The sequence below is a fragment of the Xylanimonas protaetiae genome, from assembly GCF_004135385.1.
GTDB classification, from domain to species: domain Bacteria; phylum Actinomycetota; class Actinomycetes; order Actinomycetales; family Cellulomonadaceae; genus Xylanimonas; species Xylanimonas protaetiae.
On record NZ_CP035493.1, the window covers coordinates 1,056,787 to 1,073,103 of the forward strand.

A 16,317-nucleotide genomic window follows, 5' to 3' on the forward strand; every position below is an offset into this window, starting at 1 on the left:
GGGCGGGGCGCGTCACGCCACCCGGGACACCGTCGCGCCGTCGATGCACAGCAGGTGGCCCGTGACGGCGAGACACTCCGCGTCGGGCGACATCATCGCGTCGAGCCGGTCCGGGCCCAGCTGCCAGACCCGCGCCCCGGTGCGCACCGCGTACGCCGTCCACGTGCGTGGCGCGCGCGAGCCGCGGCTGCTCGGCGTGACCACGACGACGACGCGCCCGTCCGTCCACGCACCCTGCAGGTACATGCCCGCGTCCAGGCCGGCACCCATCCCGCCGAGGGGGCCGGCCGTCCACAGCGTCGCGCCCGACGCGACGTCCAGCCCGACCAGCTCGCCGCGCGCCTCCGCGCCGTGCCGCACCAGCACCATGACGCCGTCGGCCTCGGCGACGGCGCCCACCGTCGCGGGCTCGTCGCGCGCGGACCAGAGGGTCGTGCCGTCCGGGCCCACGGCCCAGAGGCGCTCGCCGTCGCGCACCAGAAGGACGCCGGCGGCGTCGAGCCCGCCGGTGCCGTCGGTCGCGAGCGGGTCGAGCACGCCGCCGGGCAGCCGCGCCACCCGCTGCCCGGTCCGGTCGTAGACGTCGGTGGACCGGGTCCACGGCACGTCCCACGGCTCGCCCACGAAGCCCTCGCTCACGGCGACGCCGCCACCCGCGAGCGTCCGCACGCGCGGCCAGGCGGTGACGGGCCGCGGCGTGGTCAGGTAGCGCGACAGGACGACGCCGTCGGGCGCGACGACGACGGAGATCCCGCACGTGTCGAGCTGCACGCCGTCCTCCGTGACGGCGGACGACAGCGCCCCGACGTCGAACACGGTCGTCAGGCGCCCGTCGTCGACGCAGCCCGACCAGTCGCCCTCGTCCTCGACGCGCCCGACGGGCACCGTGGTGGTCCACAGGGTCTCGCCGCTGACCGCGTCCTCGGCCGTGAGCGTCACGGGTGGTGCGTCGAACGCGGTGCTGAACCGCCACAGCCAGGCCGGGTCCTCGACGAACTCGAGCCCCGCGGGCAGCGGCCCGTGCCGCTCCGTGCGCCACACCGTCCCGCCCGGGCCGGGCAGCAGCCGCGTGGTCTCGTCGAGGCCGTCGGGCGTGCGGCGGATGAGGTGCCCGTCGGGCCCGACGACGACGACGCGCGACGTCCGCCCACGCCCCGTCGTGCACACGAGCCGCGGCGCGACGGCGGGCACGGCGGACCGGTCCCAGCCCAGGTTGACGGACCCGGTGCCGCACCCGGTCGCGTCGCCGACGGGCACCCGCCACAGCCGCTCGCCGGTCTCGACGTCGAGCCCGTGCAGCCACCAGCCGGAGTCGCGGCGGTCGTCGACGATCGCCGGGGGCGGCTCGGCCAGGTCCGGGTCCGGCACCGCGACGACGACGACGTCGTCCTGCGCACCGTCGAGCACGCCGACCGTCCACAGGGGCGCCGCGGCGGGGTCCTCGGTCGTGGCGAGGGTCTGGCTCCACCGCGTGCGGACGGGCGTGCTGAGGTCGGCGACCGCACCGGTCGCGGCGAGCAGCCGGGCGGTGTCGGCGCGGTCGCGCAGCACCGCGGTCACCGCGCCGCTCCCGACGACGAGCGCGGCCGCCAGGCTCCCGGCGACGAGCTGGGCGGGCGTCCGGGCACGCAGCCACGCCCCCGCCCGGCGGCCCGCGCGCGTCAGGAGGGACGGGGCGACCGCCGGGCCGTCTCCGGGGCGGCGGGACGCGTCGCCGGACCCGGGGTCGCCCCCGTCGGGGGCGGCCCCGCCCGGGAGGCCCGCGCCCGGGACGTCGTCGTCCGGCGCCTCGTCGTCCGGCACGAGCTCGAAGGCCAGGACGTCCTGGCCGCCGTCGTGTGCCACCCGTCCAGCGTAGGCAGCCCGCGGAGGCCCGCCTACGGGAGGCCTCGCCCGGGAGACGTCGGCCGAACGCACCGGAGCCCGCACGCACCGGAGCCCGGCGGCCAGACCTGCGGGCAGGCTCGGCCGCCGGGCTCGGCGGCGGTCAGGCGCTCAGGCGCTCAGCAGCAGCGCGCGCCGGGGTTGGCGTCCTGGGCGGCGTACCGGTCCCGCCAGTAGGCACCGACCGTCGGCACGGGCGCCGTCGGGTGGTGCCGGCGCAGGTGGGCGACGTAGCGCTCGTAGTCGCTCTCCCCCATCACGCCCTTGACGTACCAGGCCACGGCCCGCCACCCCCGGCGCACGACGCCGCCCACGGTCAGTGCGCCCCCGCCGGCGCCCGGACGGCGCCCGTGGCGGCGTCGTGCGCGGCCCACTGCGCGGCGACCTCGCGCTCGGCGTCCGTCATCACGAGGCTGCGCGGTGCGAACCGGTGCGACGTGACGTCGGGCTCCTCCGTCGTCGGGAGGCCGCCGGCGCGGAACGCCTTGACGCACACCCACAGCGCGACGAGCGCGACGATCACCACGAGCAGCGCGAACACGATCGACAGGACGCCCTGGATGGTCGTGTTGCGGATGACGGCGTCGATCGCCTCGGGCGTCTTGGCCGTGCCGAACTCGGTGGCGCCGCTGGCCTTGGCGTCCACGAACGCGCGGTGCTGGGCCCAGTAGCCGATGGCCGGGACGTCGCTGAAGATCTTCTGCCACGACGCCGTGAGCGTCACCGCGAGGTCCCACAGCAGCGGGACGGCGGGGATCCAGGCCCACCTGACCAGGCCCTTCTTGACGACGACGACCGTCACCACGGACAGCGCCATGGCCGCGAGGAGCTGGTTCGCGATGCCGAACAGCGGGAAGAGCGTGTTGATGCCGCCCAGCGGGTCGGTGACGCCCATGAGCAGGATGGAGCCCCACAGGCCCACGACGACGACGGACGCGATCCACGCGCCGAGGCGCCACGAGGGGTCGCGGAACTTCTTGAGCGGGCCGCCCAGGTTGCCGACGGTGTCGGTGAGCATGAAGCGCGCGACGCGCGTGCCGGCGTCGACCGTGGTGAGGATGAACAGCGCCTCGAACATGATCGCGAAGTGGTACCAGAACGCGGTCAGCCCGCCGCCGAACAGCTTGCCGAGGATGCCGGCCATGCCGAGGGCGAGCGTCGGGGCGCCACCGGTGCGGCTGATGATCGACGCCTCGCCGACGCTGTCGGCCGCCGCCTGGAGCTCGGCGGCCGTGATGGGCGTGCCGGACAGGCCGAGGCCGTTGACGTACGCGGCCGCGGTCTCGGGCGTGCCGCCCGTGAGGCCGGCGGCGGCGTTCATCGAGAAGTACAGGTGCTGGTCGATGGAGATGGCGGTGACCAGCGCCATGATCGCCACGAACGACTCGACGAGCATGCCGCCGTAGCCGATCATCCGGAGCTGGCCCTCCTTCTCCACGAGCTTGGGCGTGGTGCCCGAGGAGATCAGGGCGTGGAACCCGGACAGGGCGCCGCAGGCGATGGTGATGAACAGGAACGGGAACATCGACCCGGCGAACGCGGGCCCGTCGCCGTGAATGCCGAACGACGACAGCGCGGGGGCCTCCACGACCGGCCGCGCGATGAGCACGCCGACGGCGAGCAGCGCGATGGTGCCCACCTTCATGAAGGTCGACAGATAGTCGCGCGGGGCGAGCAGCAGCCACACGGGCAGCACCGAGGCGAGGAACCCGTAGCCGATGATGAGCCAGGCCACGGTCACCTTGTCGAGCGTGAAGGCGTCCTGGCCCCAGTCGGTCGAGGCGACCCAGCCGCCCGCGACGATCGCGAGGAGCAGCAGCGCGACGCCGACGACCGACACCTCGGCGACGCGGCCGGGACGCAGGTAGCGCAGGTAGACGCCCATGAAGAGCGCGATCGGGATGGTCATGCCCACGGAGAACACGCCCCACGGCGACTCGGCGAGGGCGTTGGTCACCACGAGGGCCAGCACGGCCAGGATGATGATCATGATGACGAAGACGCCGATGAGGCCGGCGGCCCCGCCGACCGTGCCCATCTCCTCGCGGATCATCTGGCCGAGCGAGCGGCCGCGGCGGCGCGTGGACATCCACAGCACCAGGTAGTCCTGGACGCAGCCGGCGACGACGGCGCCGACGATGATCCAGATGGTCGAGGGCAGGTAGCCCATCTGCGCCGCGAGCACCGGGCCGACGAGCGGGCCGGCGCCGGCGATGGCGGCGAAGTGGTGGCCGAACAGCACGCGGCGGTCGGTCGGCGCGAAGTCGCGCCCGTTCTCGAGCTGCTCCGACGGCGTCGCGCGGTCGTCGCGCGGCCGCACCACCTTGTACTCGATGAGGCGGGCGTAGAAGCGGTAGCCGATGACGTACGTGCCGACGGCGGCCAGGACGAAGTAGGCGCCGTTGACGGTCTCGCCGCGCGCGAACGCCACGAGCGCCCACGCGACGGCGGCCACGAGGCCGACGACGGCGAACACCGCCTTCTTGCCGGGGGTCATGGGCCGTCGGTCGATGACGGCGACGGGGGGCTGGTCGGGATCGGTCCGGACCAGGTCGACGAGCTCTGGCGAGCGCACAGGGGCCTCCTTGCCTCTGAAATGCCGCAGATCCGGACGACTCTGACCGGACTGCCGGGTCACACCATAGTGGCCTGGGTCACCCGGTTGTCCAGGAGCCCGGGGACGGCAACGGCCCCGCCGCCTCTCCTGGAGGCGACGGGGCCGGTGTCGACCGAGGTCAGCGACGGGGTGTCGTCACTTCTCCCAGCCGATGTTCTCGACGTGCGGGTTGAGCGCCTTGAAGCCGCTCGTCGACGCCATCGCGCTGCCGCCGTAGTTGGCGAGACCCGTCTTGACGGCCATCATGACCGGGCCGTTGAAGAGCGGGAAGGTGCCGTACAGCGCGAGGGCCTGCGACTCGGCCTCGTTGAGCTGCTTGATGGCGTCGGCCGTGTCCTCGATCTGGCCGGCCTTCTTGAAGCCCTCGTCCGCCTTCGGGTCGCCGATGTAGGCGTAGTTCGAGTCGGAGTCGGAGCAGTAGAGCTGGCAGCCCGAGGTCGAGTAGCCGTACGGGTCGGACGCCGACCACGCCATGATGAGCATCTCGTACGTGCCGCCCACGACGACGTCGGAGAACTGCGACGGGTCCTGGTTGTCGAGCTGGATGTCGATGCCGGCCGCCTTGCCCATGGCCTGGACGGCGTTGGCGATGGCCGCCTGGATCGGCGAGTCACCGAAGAAGGTGTACTTCACCGTGACCTTGGCGCCGTCCTTGGCGTAGTAGCCGTCGGAGCCCTTGGCGTAGCCGGCACCCTCGAGCGTCTTGCCGGCGTTCTCCACCGAGTACTTCGAGTCGGCGGGCATGTTGTTCGCGTAGCCGTCCTGGAACGGGAACATGATCTCCGAGCCCAGCGGGTCCTCGGTCCAGTTGAGGCCCTGGTACTTGATCTCGGCGAGCTTCGCGACGTCGATCGACTGCGTGATCGCCTTGCGCACGGCGAGGTCCTTGAGCGAGTCGGCCTTCGTGTTGAAGGTGACGACGCCCGTGGACGTGGCGGTGTTCACGCGGATCTGCGTGTTGTCCATGCTCTGGGCGACCTTGAGACGGTCGGCCGTGGCGACGCCGGTCGCGTCGATCTCACCGTTCTGGAAGGCGTTGATCGAGGCCGAGTCGTCCATGACCTTGAACTGGACCTTGTCGAGCAGCGGCTTGGTGCCCCACCAGTTCGGGTTCGGCACGAACGTGGCCTGCGTGTCGTCGAACGAGTCGACGACGAACGGGCCGGCAGCCCACTCGTTGTGCGGGTTGTTGATCCACCCGTCGGTGAAGGTCGCCGGGTCGATGGCCTTCGGGTTCTCGAGGTTGATGAAGAGGTACTGGTACGGGTAGAAGGGCGTGTCGAAGGTGACGACGGCCTGCTTCGCGCTCGTGCCCTGGGTCACCGACGCGATCTGCTCGTAGCCGGCGGTCGACGGCGGGTTGTACGCCTCGTCCTTGCCCGACTGCGTCTTCCACGTGGCCTCGAAGGCCGTCCAGTCGATCGGCGTCCCGTCGTTCCAGGTCGCCTTCTCGTTGATGTCGTAGGTGACGACCAGCGGGTCGGTCGAGGTGACCTCGACCTTGCTCAGGAAGTCGGGGTTCGGCGTCGGGTTGCCCGAGACGTCGTAGTCCCACAGCTGCGGCTGGTAGTAGGTCCAGAACTGGGCCATGTAGCCGGTGTTGCCGTCCGTGTTGAAGGCGTTCCAGTTCGGGCCGACCTCGGACGTCGCCAGCGTGAGCGTGCCGCCCTGCTTCAGCTTGTCGCGGTCCTGGGCGTTGTCGTACGCGACGCCCTCCTCGGGCATCGGGTAGTCCGTGCCCATGGTCTTGGCGTCGAAGCCCGCGGCGGGCTGCTTCGCGGTGGTGCTGTGCTCGCCGGTGCTCTTGTCGCCGTCTGCGCCGTTGCTGCCCGACGCGCACGCGGACAGCGTGAGCGCCAGCGCCGCGACGACGACGGTGGCCTGGGCCGCCGTCTTCCGCATGCTCTTCATCAGTTCTCCTTGGTGTCCTGACCCGGGGTTCCCGGGGTGACGGGGTAGTGGCAGGCGGCGGCGTGGTCCGCGCCCACCAGGACGGGAAGCTCGGTGTCGCACCGCCGCTGCTTCTCGGCAGGCAGCAGGGCACGCACCGGGCAGCGGCCGGCGAACCGGCAGCCCGTGATCTCCTGGGCGGGGCTGGGCTGGTCACCCGTGAGCACGACGCGCTTGCGGTCGCGCTCGAGCGTCGGGTCGGGCAGCGGCACCGCCGACAGGAGGGCTTCGGTGTACGGGTGACGCGGGGCGGTGAAGACCGCCTCCGTGTCGCCCTGCTCCACGACCTGGCCCAGGTACATGACCGCCACGCGGGCGGAGATGTGCCGGATGACCGAGAGGTCGTGGGCGACGAACAGGAACGCGACGCCGAGGGTGGCCTGCAGGTCCTCGAGCAGGTTGATGACGCCGGCCTGGATGGACACGTCGAGCGCGGAGACGGGCTCGTCGAGCACGACGAGCTTCGGCTCGACGGCGAGCGCGCGGGCGATGGCGATGCGCTGGCGCTGGCCGCCCGAGAACTGCGCCGGGAACCGGTCGACATGGTCGGGGTTGAGGCCCACGAGCTTCATCAGCTCGGCGATGCGCTCGTTGATGCGCTCCTTGGACCAGCCGTGGACGCGCAGCGGCTCGGCGAGCACGTCGTAGACGGGCATGCGCGGGTCGAGCGAGCTCATCGGGTCCTGGAAGACGATCTGCAGCTCGCGGCGCAGCGCGGCGCGGTCGGTGCGGCCGAGGTCGGCGAGGTTCTTGCCGAGCACGGCGATCTGCCCGCCCTGCGGGGCGGCGAGCTTCATGATCTCCATGAGCGTCGTCGTCTTGCCGGAGCCGGACTCGCCGACGAGCGCGAGCGTCTCGCCCTCGCGCACGTCGAACGTGACGCCGTCGACGGCCTTGACGGTGCCGACGCGGCGGCGCAGGAGCCCGCCCCTGGTGAGCGGGAAGTGCTTCTTGAGGTCGGTCACCTCGAGCACCGTGGCGCGCTTCTCGCGCGGGACGCCCGCGAGCTTCGACTCGGCGGCCTCCTCGACGTGGAAGACGTCCTCGAACGTGAGGCCCTGCTCGGCGATCTCGTCGGCGCGGATGCACGCGGCCAGCTGGTCCGGGCGTCCGGCGACGGGCGCGAGCGCCGGCTCGGCGGTGAGGCACGCGTCGGTCACGAGCGGGCAGCGGGCCGCGAACGGGCAGCCGACCGGCAGGTCGACGAGCGACGGCGGGGTGCCCTGGATGGGCACCAGGCGGCGGTTCTCGCCGCGGTCGGGCCGCGGCACGGCGCCGAGCAGGCCCATGGTGTACGGCATGGCCGGGCGGGCGTAGAGCTCGTCGACCGACGCGCGCTCCACGGGACGGCCGGCGTACATGACGAGCACGTCGTCGGCGACGCCGGCGACCACGCCCAGGTCGTGCGTGATCATGACGACGGCGGCGCCGGTCTCGCGCTGCGCCGTCTTGAGCACGTCGAGCACCTGGGCCTGGATGGTGACGTCGAGGGCGGTGGTGGGCTCGTCGGCGATGATCACGTCGGGGTTGTTCGCGATGGCGATCGCGATCATGACGCGCTGGCGCATGCCGCCGGAGAACTGGTGCGGGAACGACTTGAGGCGCTCGGCCGGGTTGGGGATGCCCACGAGGTCGAGCAGCTCGATCGAGCGCTCGCGCACCTGCTTGCGCGTGTAGTCCTGGTGCAGGTCGAGGGCCTCGGCGAGCTGGTCGCCGATGGAGAACACCGGCGTCAGGGCCGACAGCGGGTCCTGGAACACCATGGCCATGTCGTTGCCGCGGTGCTTCGACAGCTCGACCTCGCTCAGCCCGAGCAGCTCGCGGCCCTTGAGCCGGATCGAGCCCTCGACGCGCGCGTTCTTGTCGAGCAGTCCCATGACGGACAGCGAGGTCACGGACTTGCCGGAGCCGGACTCTCCGACGATGCCGAGCGTGCGCCCGGGCAGCAGGTCGAAGCTCACGCCGCGCACGGCGCGGACGGTGCCGGCCTCGGAGGCGAAGCTGACGTGCAGGTCGCGGACCGAGAGCACGGGCTCGGCGTCCGCGCGGAAGTCGCGCAGGACGTGCTGGGTCGCGGTCGTGGTCATGCCTTGCCTCCCGAGCGCGAGTAGGGGTCGATGGCGTCGCGGAGGCCGTCGCCGATGAGCTGCATCGAGAAGGTCAGGGCGACGAGGAACAGGGACGGCGCGAGCAGCACCCACGGGGAGGTCAGCACCACGGACTGCCCGGCCTGGAGGATCGTGCCGAGCGACGTGTCGGGCGCCTTGACGCCCAGGCCGAGGAACGACAGCGCCGTCTCGGAGTTCACGGCGCCGACGACGCCGAGCACCGTCTGGATGATGAGCACCGAGCCCAGGTTGGGGACCAGGTGCCGGCGGATGATCGTGAACGAGCCGACGCCCATGTAGCGGGCCGCGTGCACGTAGTCGAGCTCGCGCAGCTGGAGCGTGAGCGTGCGCAGCACGCGGGCGTAGCCGATCCAGCCGAAGGCGGTCAGGGCGAGCGTGAGGATCAGCCAGCCGCCCGTGCCCGACGCCGAGCGCGTGATCATCGCGATGAGCAGGAACGAGGGGACGACGAGCAGCATGTCGAGGATCCACATGCCGACACGCTCGACCCAGCCCTCGAAGAAGGCGATGGTGGTGCCGATGAGGGCCGCGACCACGGTGGTGGCGAGCGACGACAGGATGCCGATGAGCAGCGAGCGCCCCAGGCCCCGGGCGACGAGCGCGAAGACGTCGGAGCCGCCCGTCGTCGTGCCGAACCAGTGCTCGGCGCCGGGAGGCTGCGCGAGGGCGAGGAAGTCGGGCTCGTCGTAGCCCCACCGCGCGATCATCGGGCCCACGAACGCGAAGACCACGAGCAGCAGCAGCATCACGACGCCGACGACGGCGGAGCGACGGCGCACGAAGCGGCGCGCGATGAGGGCGAGGCGCCCGGTGCGGCGCAGGGTGGTGCCCTGCTCGTCGGCGACGACCTCGGCGGCCGCCGCGGCGGTCACGGCAAGTTCGATGTCAGCCATGGTCCGTCCTCTCAGCTGATCCGGACGCGCGGGTCGATCCAGGCGACGGCGACGTCGGCCAGCAGCGCGGCGATGAGGGCGCAGGCGCCGCCGAACGCCGCGATGGCCACCGAGGCGTTGATGTCGTTGTTCACGAGCGACGTGATGAAGTACTTGCCGAGCCCGTTGATCGCGAAGATCGTCTCGGTGATGACGGCGCCGGTGAACACGCCGGCGACCGTGAACGCGACGTTGACGGTCGTCGGGATGAGCGACGTGCGCAGGGCGTGCTTGCGGATCGCGACGTTGAGCGGCAGGCCCTTGGCCCGCGCGGTGCGCACGTAGTCGGCGTTCATCGTGTCGAGCAGGTAGGTGCGCTGCGTGAGGTGGTACGTGACGGCGGTGATCACGGTCAGCACGATCGTGGGCAGGATCAGGTGCTGCGCCAGGTCGCTGAGCTTCAGCAGCCAGTTGTGGCCCTCGTAGCTGTGCAGCCCCGTGACGTAGAAGAGCCGGAACCCGACGGCCTGGTTGAGCCAGATCGCGCCGATGACCACGCCGAGCGCGAGCACGGCGGTGGGCACGACGAGGAAGAACGTGGAGATGCCGCCCAGCACGCGGTCCTGCCACTTGTACTGGCGCGTCGCGGTGTACACGCCGAGGCCGACGCCGATGACGATGCCGAGCACGGTGGCGAGGCTGAGGAGCTGGACGGACGCGCCGATGCGGGAGGTGATGGCTCCGCTGACCGGCTCCTGGGTGGGGCTGAGTCCCCAGTCCCAGTGCAGGACGATGCCGGTGATCCAGTTCCAGTAGCGCTCGAAGATCGGCGTCTTGTCGTTGATGTTCGCCGCGGTCAGCGACGCGTCGATCGACGCCATCGGGGGCCGGGGGTTGCGCGACAGGTAGTTGGATCGCGGGTCCATGAAGAAGGACGCCAGGAAGTACACCAGGGAGGTCGCCAGGAACAGCATCAACACGTAGTTGACGAGGCGTCGAGCAAGGAACCGCACAACGTCGAAACCTAAAGCCCCCATCAGTGTGGTCTGAACGCAGACGACGGGTTCGATCTCACTGTCCGAGATGTCTGCGCAGGTGAGGCGCCATTTGTGCGTGATCATAACGATTGCATCACACATCGGACATGGCGCTGTGGTGTAGGGTCCCGCCCCCGCGCACCCCGTTTTCGCCCCCTGGCCAGGCACGACACCCCGGGGCGGCGGGCTCCGCGGTGGCACGGCGGCGCGGCCGTGCCACGGTGGAGGGATGACCGACAGGGATCCCAAGGAGACACTCCGCCACTACCTCCAGGAAGCCCGCGAGGCCCTCGTCTGGAAGACCGAGGGGCTCTCGGAACGCGACCTGCGCATGCCGCGCACCGTGACCGGCACCAACCTGTTGGGGCTCGTCAAGCACTGCACCGCCGTCGAGATCGGCTACCTGGGGCACACCTTCGGGCGGCCCTTCCCCGCCATCGAGACCGAGGCGCCCTGGGCCCTCTCCTGGGTGGACCCCTCCGTCCCCGAGGTGCTGGAGGAGGACATGTGGGCGACGGAGTCGGAGCCGGCCGCCCGGCTCGTCGCCCTCTACCGCCGCGTGTGGGCGCACGGCGACGCGACCATCGCCGCGCTCGACCTCGACTCCCCCGGGCGCGTGCCGTGGTGGGACCCCACACGCGCCGACGTCACGCTCCACCACGTGCTCGTGCACGTCGTCGCCGAGCTCCAGCGGCACGCCGGCCACGCCGACATCCTGCGCGAGGGCATCGACGGCGCCGCGGGCGTGGCCCAGGGCCGCACCAACCTGTGGACGGCCGAGGAGGACCGGCCCGCCTACGTCGCGCGCCTGCGCGCGCTGGCCGAGCGCTTCCCCGCGGGCTGACGCGCCTCAGCCGGCGGGCAGCACCTGGACGGCGTCACCGAGCACCCACAGCGCGTCGTCGGTGCCGCTGACCAGCGGAGTCGTCGCGCCGACGGCGATGCGCGCGTCAGGGACGAGCGCATCGTCCCCGAACCTGCCCGTGAGCACCTGGGCGGGAGCGCCGTCGTGCGTGACGACGACGAACAGCGACCCCCCGGCGATCGTCAGACCCGTCACCGTCCCCTCGCGCCCCAGCGCCAGGTCCGCCAGGTCCGTGCCCCCGGGCTCGCCCACGTCGCCGCAGCCCTTTCCCCAGGATCGCGCCACAGGGTCGTCGCGCCGTCGGGGCCCACGACGACCGCGGCCGACAGCGTGCCCTCGGCAGCGGCGAGCGGGACGGTGGTGCCGGCTGCGAGCTCGTCGGTCTCGAGGCGCATCGTCCCGTGGACGATCTTGGCCCCCACCTCGCCCCGGACGGCCACCGAGAAGAACCCGCCGCCCGCGGCGAGCGCCGTCGGGGTGCGCGTGAGGTGGACGGCCTCGCGCTGGCCCGCCGTCGTCACGCGCAGCACCTCGCCGCCGTCGGGGGTCGCGATCGCCATCCACGGGCTCTCGTCGTCGGCGACGAGCCCGACGACGGCCGTCGCGTCCTGCCGCAGGGACAGCGCGAGCGAGCCGCCCGCGCCCAGCTCGCGGAGCACGGGCGTCTCGCCCTCGAGCCCGGCGACCCAGACGCGCCCCTCGTTCGTCGCGACGGCGGTGGCACGGGTCATCCCCGCGAGCGGGTCGAGCACCTCCAGCCGTCCCGAGGCGGTGACGATCTGGAGACCGTCCGGGCCGGTCGCCAGCGCCCGGCACGCGTCGACCGCCGTCCACGTGGTCACCGGCCCGGCGGGGGTCGGGACGGCGGGCCGCTCCGTGGCGCCCTCGGGCACGCACGCCGCGGCAGCCGTGAGGAGGTCCCACCCGTCGAGGACGGGTGCGACGGCGTCCACCTCGGGCTGCAGCGCCACGGGCTGCGGCCGGGGCGTGCACGCGCTGCTGACCAGCACCACGGGCAGCACCACGAGCAGCGACGCGATCGCGAGGCGAAGGCGGGTGCGGGACACGGCGGCTCCTTCGCGCGCAGAGACTCGGGCAGAGTCGTCGCGATGCTCCCGCACCGTCGCACGGGACGCAAGCCCGATACCGGACGTCTCGCCCCTCGGCGCGAGCGGCCCTAGGGTGCGAAGCGGAACCGTCTCGTCCGGAAGGTCCAGCCATGATCGAGCGCATCAACCCCCCGTCGCTCTACCAGAGCCCGGTGTTCTCCCAGGGCACGATCGCCCCCGCCGGTCGCACGCTCTACGTCGGCGGCCAGAACGGCGTCGACGCCGCGGGGACCATGGCGGCCGGGGTGGTCGCCCAGGTGAAGCAGGCGATCGCCAACGTCCTCGCCGTCCTGGAGTCCGCGGGCGCGACGCCCGACGACGTCGCGAAGCTCACCATCTACCTCGACCATCGCGTCGACCCGCGCGAGGCCTACGCGGCGTCGGTCGAGGCCTGGGGCGAGCACCGCACGGCCGTGACGGGCGTGATGGTGGCGAGCCTCGCCGTGCCCGGCGCGCTCGTCGAGATCGAGGCGGTCGCGGCGCTCCAGGAGTAGCGCGGACGGGCCGTCACGCCGCGACGACAGGCCCTCACGCCACGAAGATGCAGAACGGGTGCCCTGCCGGGTCGGCGAAGACCCGCAGCGGCTCCTCGGCGTCGCCGGACCGGTCCAGCAGCAGGAAGGCGCCCAGCGCGACCGCGCGCTCGGTCTGCGCGTCGAGCGTCTCGACGTCGGGCACCGTGGTGTCGAGGTGGAGCTGCTGCGGGATCTCGTCCGACGGCCACGTCGACGGCGGGAGGCTCTCCACCTGCTGGAACGCGAGCTGGATGCCGCCCGGGTTGCGCAGCACGAGCCAGTCCTTGGTCTCGGGCGCGACGTCGGCGACGTCCGGCTCGGACGGCTCGTCGCCCGCGCGGTACGTGAGGCCGAACAGGAGGCGGTAGAACTCCGCGAGCACGCGCACGTCCGTGGTGTCGAGCACCACCTGCGCGATCAGCGGGTGCGAGCTGCCCATCGGTGTCACCTCTCCGGCGGCCGAGCCTGTCGAGACCAACGTATCGGCGAGAATGGCCGTGTGCAGTGCCACCACTACGACGCCGGACGGTGCCGCTCGTGCACGCTGCTCGAGGTCGCCTACCCCACGCAGGTGACCGACAAGGAGCACCACGTGCGCGAGCTGCTCGACCCGCTCGCCCCCGGCGCGCGGTGGCTGCCGCCCGTCACGAGCGCCGAGGGCGGGTTCCGCAACAAGGCCAAGATGGTGGTCACGGGCACGGTCGAGGAGCCCGTCATCGGCATCCTCGGGGCGCTGCCCGCCGACGCCGCACCGACGGGCGTCGACCTCACCGACTGCCCGCTCTACCCGCCCGCGCTCCAGGAGGCGTTCGGCCCGCTGGCCGAGCTCGTCACGCGCGCCCGGCTCCAGCCGTACGACCTGACGCCCGCGCGCGGCCGGGTCACGCCGCGCGACGCCGCGCGACGCGGCGAGCTCAAGCACCTGCTCGTGACCGTCTCCCCCGCCGGCGAGCTCATGGTGCGGCTGGTGCTGCGCTCGCAGGAGCCCGTGGCCCGGCTGCGCAAGCACCTCCCCTGGCTCCAGGCGTCGCTGCCCGCCCTGGCCGTGCTCTCCGTCAACGTCCAGCCCGAGCACAAGGCGGTGCTCGAGGGCGACGTCGAGATCGTGCTCACGGACCGCGAGACGCTGCCCATGACGCTCGACGTCCTGCCCGGCGGGCTCACGCTGCACCTGCGCCCGCAGAGCTTCTTCCAGACCAACACCGACGTCGCCGCCGCGCTCTACCGGCAGGCCAAGGAGTGGGTCGACGCCGTCGCGCCCGCGAGCGTCTGGGACCTGTACAGCGGGGTCGGCGGCTTCGCGCTCACGTGCGCGGCACCGGGACGCCGCGTGACCGGCATCGAGATCTCCGCCGAGGCGGTGGCGTCCGCGCAGGTCACGCGCGCCGAGCTCGAGGCGACCGACCGCGGGCTCGCCGCGATGACGGGCGTGCGGTTCGCCGCGGCGGACGCGACGGCCTTCGCGCTCGGCTCCGACCCCGCGGACGTGCCCGAGCTCGTGGTGGTCAACCCGCCGCGGCGCGGCATCGGGCCGGAGCTCGCGGACTGGCTGGAGGCGGCCCCCGCCGGCGGGAGGAACCCCCGGTCGGCGCGCTGGGTGCTCTACTCGAGCTGCAACGCCGTCACGCTCGCGCACGACCTGGAGCGCATGCCGTCGCTGCGGCCCACCCAGGTGCGGCTGCTCGACATGTTCCCGCAGACGCGGCACTACGAGGTGCTCACGCTCCTGGAACGGGCGCCCCTGGAACGGGCGTAGACCGCCCGCCGCGCACGGGGACGAGCGCCGCCGTCGCGGGGGCGGGCACCGGCTCGCTCAGCATGAAGGTCACGTCGTGCGGGTCGCACGTCAGGTCCAGCAGCACCCACGTGCCCGTCGGGACGCCGGGCGTGCCGTGCGCCGGCCACACCAGGACCCCGTCGCGCGGCAGGCCGCGCAGCACGGGCTCCGCGTTGCCGCGGGTGAGCCTCGTGCCGTCCACCGTGACGGTGAGCTGCTGCGGGCCGTGCACGGTGCACGCCCCCGGGAGCGTGACGACGACGGTGCGGGTCGTGGGCGCGGGCGGCGCCGGGATCGGGGTGGGGGCCGGCTCCGGTGGGGCGACGGGAGGGTCCTGCGGCGTCGTGACGGTGGGCGGCGTGGCTGCAGGTGGCATGACGGCAGGCGGCGCGACGGCAGGCGGCGCGACAGGGGCCTCGGCCGCCGGGGTGTCGGGGGCCGGGGTGTCGGGGGCCGCCGGCACGACGGCGGGCTGCTGCTCGGCCGGCGGCAGGGCGGACGGCTGGGCGGGGCTCGGCGTCGTCGGGATCGGCGGCGTCTCACGAGGCGTCGTCGGACCAGGCCTCGTCGGACCAGGCCTCGTCGGACCAGGCGTCGTCGGGACCGGCACAGACGGACCAGGCAGCGACGGCCCGGGCGTCGGGCTCGGCGGCGTCGGCTGCGGCGAGGTCGGCTGCGACGGCACTGGGCTCGGCTCGGCCACGGCCTCGACGGACCGCGGCGCCGGTGCGGGCGACGCGGCCGGGGCCGCCATCACCGGCGCGCTCGGTGCGGGCGCGGGCGCGGGCACCGGCGAGGGCGCGCCGCCCGAGAGCACGACCGCCGCCGCGACGCCCGCGACCACGACCACGCTCGCGGCGGAGCCGCCCACGACGAGCGCCGCCCGCGGCCCTGCGAGGAGCACCTCGCGGACGGCGTCGACCACGCGGTCGCGCAGGGCGGCGAGCCCGGCACCGGCACCGGCCAGCGCGAGCACGCCGCCCGCCCCGGCCGCCGGAGCACCCAGGGCGCCTGCGACGACGGGACCGGCCGTGGCCAGCCCGGCGCTGCCGGCCAGCAGCAGCGGGGCCGCGTCGCGCAGCGCCCACCCGGCCTGTCGCACGTCGATGAAGGCGCGCATGCAGTCCTGGCAGCCGAACAGGTGCGCCTCGAGCACCTGGCGCGTGCGGGCTGGCAGGCGGTGTCGCACGTAGTCGCCGAGGGCGCCCCGCGTCGTCGTGCACGCGCCCGCCTCCGCCGCGGCGGCGCGCGTGTGCACGGCGGCGAGCCCGGCAGCCAGGTTGCGCTCGGCCTGGCGCAGGCGGCGCGGCACGGCAGCGAGGGACAGGCCGAGGCTCTTGGCGATGGCCACGTCGTCGGCGGCGTCGACGTGCTTGAGCCAGAGCAGGCGCTGGTCGTCGTGCGGGAGCGCGGCGAGCGCGGCGCGCACGAGGTCGGGGTCGGCGGTCCCGGGGTCGCCCGGGGCCAGGCCGGGCGCGAGGGCGCGCATCCGGCCGAGAGCGTCGTCGACCGCACGCACCCCGGTGCGCGCCGGCTCCTGACCCCTCGTGACCACCGCGACG

General features: G+C 73.3%; 14 protein-coding genes. 3 read left to right on the forward strand and 11 right to left on the reverse strand.

What is annotated here, in order from left to right; translation table 11 throughout:
- Positions 1-12: 12 nt before the first annotated feature.
- The 7 genes from ET471_RS04765 to ET471_RS04795 all read right to left on the reverse strand — a co-directional run bounded on the left by ET471_RS04765 (position 13) and on the right by ET471_RS04795 (position 10,465).
- Positions 13-1,845 (reverse strand): hypothetical protein, encoded by a 1,833-nt coding sequence (locus ET471_RS04765; protein WP_129186835.1) that lies wholly within the window; start codon positions 1,843-1,845, stop codon positions 13-15.
- A 158-nt stretch (positions 1,846-2,003) separates the two neighbouring features.
- Positions 2,004-2,198, reverse strand: a complete 195-nt coding sequence (locus ET471_RS04770; RefSeq protein WP_342586076.1) for a YbdD/YjiX family protein — start codon at positions 2,196-2,198, stop codon at positions 2,004-2,006.
- A gap of 2 nt (positions 2,199-2,200) precedes the next feature.
- Complete coding sequence (locus tag ET471_RS04775; protein WP_129186837.1) at positions 2,201-4,459, reverse strand: carbon starvation CstA family protein; 2,259 nt, start codon at positions 4,457-4,459, stop codon at positions 2,201-2,203.
- Between the two features lie 177 nt (positions 4,460-4,636).
- A complete protein-coding gene (locus ET471_RS04780; RefSeq protein WP_207207331.1) occupies positions 4,637-6,412 on the reverse strand; it encodes an ABC transporter family substrate-binding protein in 1,776 nt (591 codons plus the stop codon).
- Entirely contained in the window at positions 6,412-8,538 is a 2,127-nt protein-coding gene (locus tag ET471_RS04785) for an ABC transporter ATP-binding protein (RefSeq protein WP_129186838.1), read from the reverse strand. Before ET471_RS04785 ends, ET471_RS04780 begins: the two co-directional genes overlap by 1 nt.
- The gene (locus ET471_RS04790) at positions 8,535-9,473 is read right to left on the reverse strand and encodes an ABC transporter permease (protein WP_129186839.1); all 939 of its coding nucleotides are present in this window, start codon (positions 9,471-9,473) and stop codon (positions 8,535-8,537) included. Before ET471_RS04790 ends, ET471_RS04785 begins: the two co-directional genes overlap by 4 nt.
- Positions 9,474-9,484: 11 nt before the next feature.
- Entirely contained in the window at positions 9,485-10,465 is a 981-nt protein-coding gene (locus tag ET471_RS04795) for an ABC transporter permease (RefSeq protein ID WP_242496422.1), read from the reverse strand.
- 253 nt (positions 10,466-10,718) lie between these two features.
- On the opposite strand from ET471_RS04795, the gene ET471_RS04800 reads away from it, so the two are divergent.
- Positions 10,719-11,333 (forward strand): DinB family protein, encoded by a 615-nt coding sequence (locus ET471_RS04800; protein WP_129186840.1) that lies wholly within the window; start codon positions 10,719-10,721, stop codon positions 11,331-11,333.
- A gap of 6 nt (positions 11,334-11,339) precedes the next feature.
- On the opposite strand, the gene ET471_RS04805 is transcribed toward ET471_RS04800, so the two are convergent.
- Both ET471_RS04805 and ET471_RS04810 read right to left on the reverse strand, forming a co-directional pair.
- On the reverse strand, positions 11,340-11,549 hold the full coding sequence (locus ET471_RS04805; protein ID WP_165350403.1) for a hypothetical protein: 210 nt from the start codon (positions 11,547-11,549) through the stop codon (positions 11,340-11,342).
- Positions 11,546-12,421 (reverse strand): hypothetical protein, encoded by an 876-nt coding sequence (locus ET471_RS04810; RefSeq protein ID WP_129186842.1) that lies wholly within the window; start codon positions 12,419-12,421, stop codon positions 11,546-11,548. The genes ET471_RS04805 and ET471_RS04810 overlap by 4 nt, the downstream gene beginning before the upstream one ends.
- A gap of 152 nt (positions 12,422-12,573) precedes the next feature.
- Here ET471_RS04810 and ET471_RS04815 point away from each other — a divergent pair, with 152 nt between their 5' ends.
- Complete coding sequence (locus ET471_RS04815) at positions 12,574-12,957, forward strand: RidA family protein (RefSeq protein ID WP_129186843.1); 384 nt, start codon at positions 12,574-12,576, stop codon at positions 12,955-12,957.
- 34 nt (positions 12,958-12,991) lie between these two features.
- Here ET471_RS04815 and ET471_RS04820 read toward each other — a convergent pair whose 3' ends face one another.
- Positions 12,992-13,417 carry a VOC family protein gene (locus tag ET471_RS04820; RefSeq protein ID WP_129186844.1) on the reverse strand — a complete coding sequence of 142 codons (426 nt, stop codon included), beginning with the start codon at positions 13,415-13,417 and terminating at the stop codon, positions 12,992-12,994.
- A gap of 60 nt (positions 13,418-13,477) precedes the next feature.
- On the opposite strand from ET471_RS04820, the gene rlmC reads away from it, so the two are divergent.
- Positions 13,478-14,734, forward strand: coding sequence for a 23S rRNA (uracil(747)-C(5))-methyltransferase RlmC (rlmC, locus tag ET471_RS04825; protein WP_129186845.1), 1,257 nt, complete (start codon positions 13,478-13,480; stop codon positions 14,732-14,734).
- Here the strand turns inward: rlmC and ET471_RS04830 are convergent.
- Positions 14,697-16,310, reverse strand: coding sequence for an RNA polymerase sigma factor (locus ET471_RS04830; protein WP_129186846.1), 1,614 nt, complete (start codon positions 16,308-16,310; stop codon positions 14,697-14,699). The genes rlmC and ET471_RS04830 overlap by 38 nt on opposite strands.
- Between the last annotated feature and the right edge of the window lie 7 nt (positions 16,311-16,317).

Excerpts from the sequence above, each read along its gene's own strand:
- ET471_RS04780 (WP_207207331.1), bottom strand. The coding sequence starts at position 6,412 with ATGAAGAGCATGCGGAAGACGGCGGCCCAGGCCACCGTCGTCGTCGCG.
- ET471_RS04800 (WP_129186840.1), top strand. The coding sequence starts at position 10,719 with ATGACCGACAGGGATCCCAAGGAGACACTCCGCCACTACCTCCAGGAA.
- ET471_RS04790 (WP_129186839.1), bottom strand. The coding sequence starts at position 9,473 with ATGGCTGACATCGAACTTGCCGTGACCGCCGCGGCGGCCGCCGAGGTC.
- ET471_RS04815 (WP_129186843.1), top strand. The coding sequence starts at position 12,574 with ATGATCGAGCGCATCAACCCCCCGTCGCTCTACCAGAGCCCGGTGTTC.
- ET471_RS04820 (WP_129186844.1), bottom strand. The coding sequence starts at position 13,417 with ATGGGCAGCTCGCACCCGCTGATCGCGCAGGTGGTGCTCGACACCACG.
- ET471_RS04785 (WP_129186838.1), bottom strand. The coding sequence starts at position 8,538 with ATGACCACGACCGCGACCCAGCACGTCCTGCGCGACTTCCGCGCGGAC.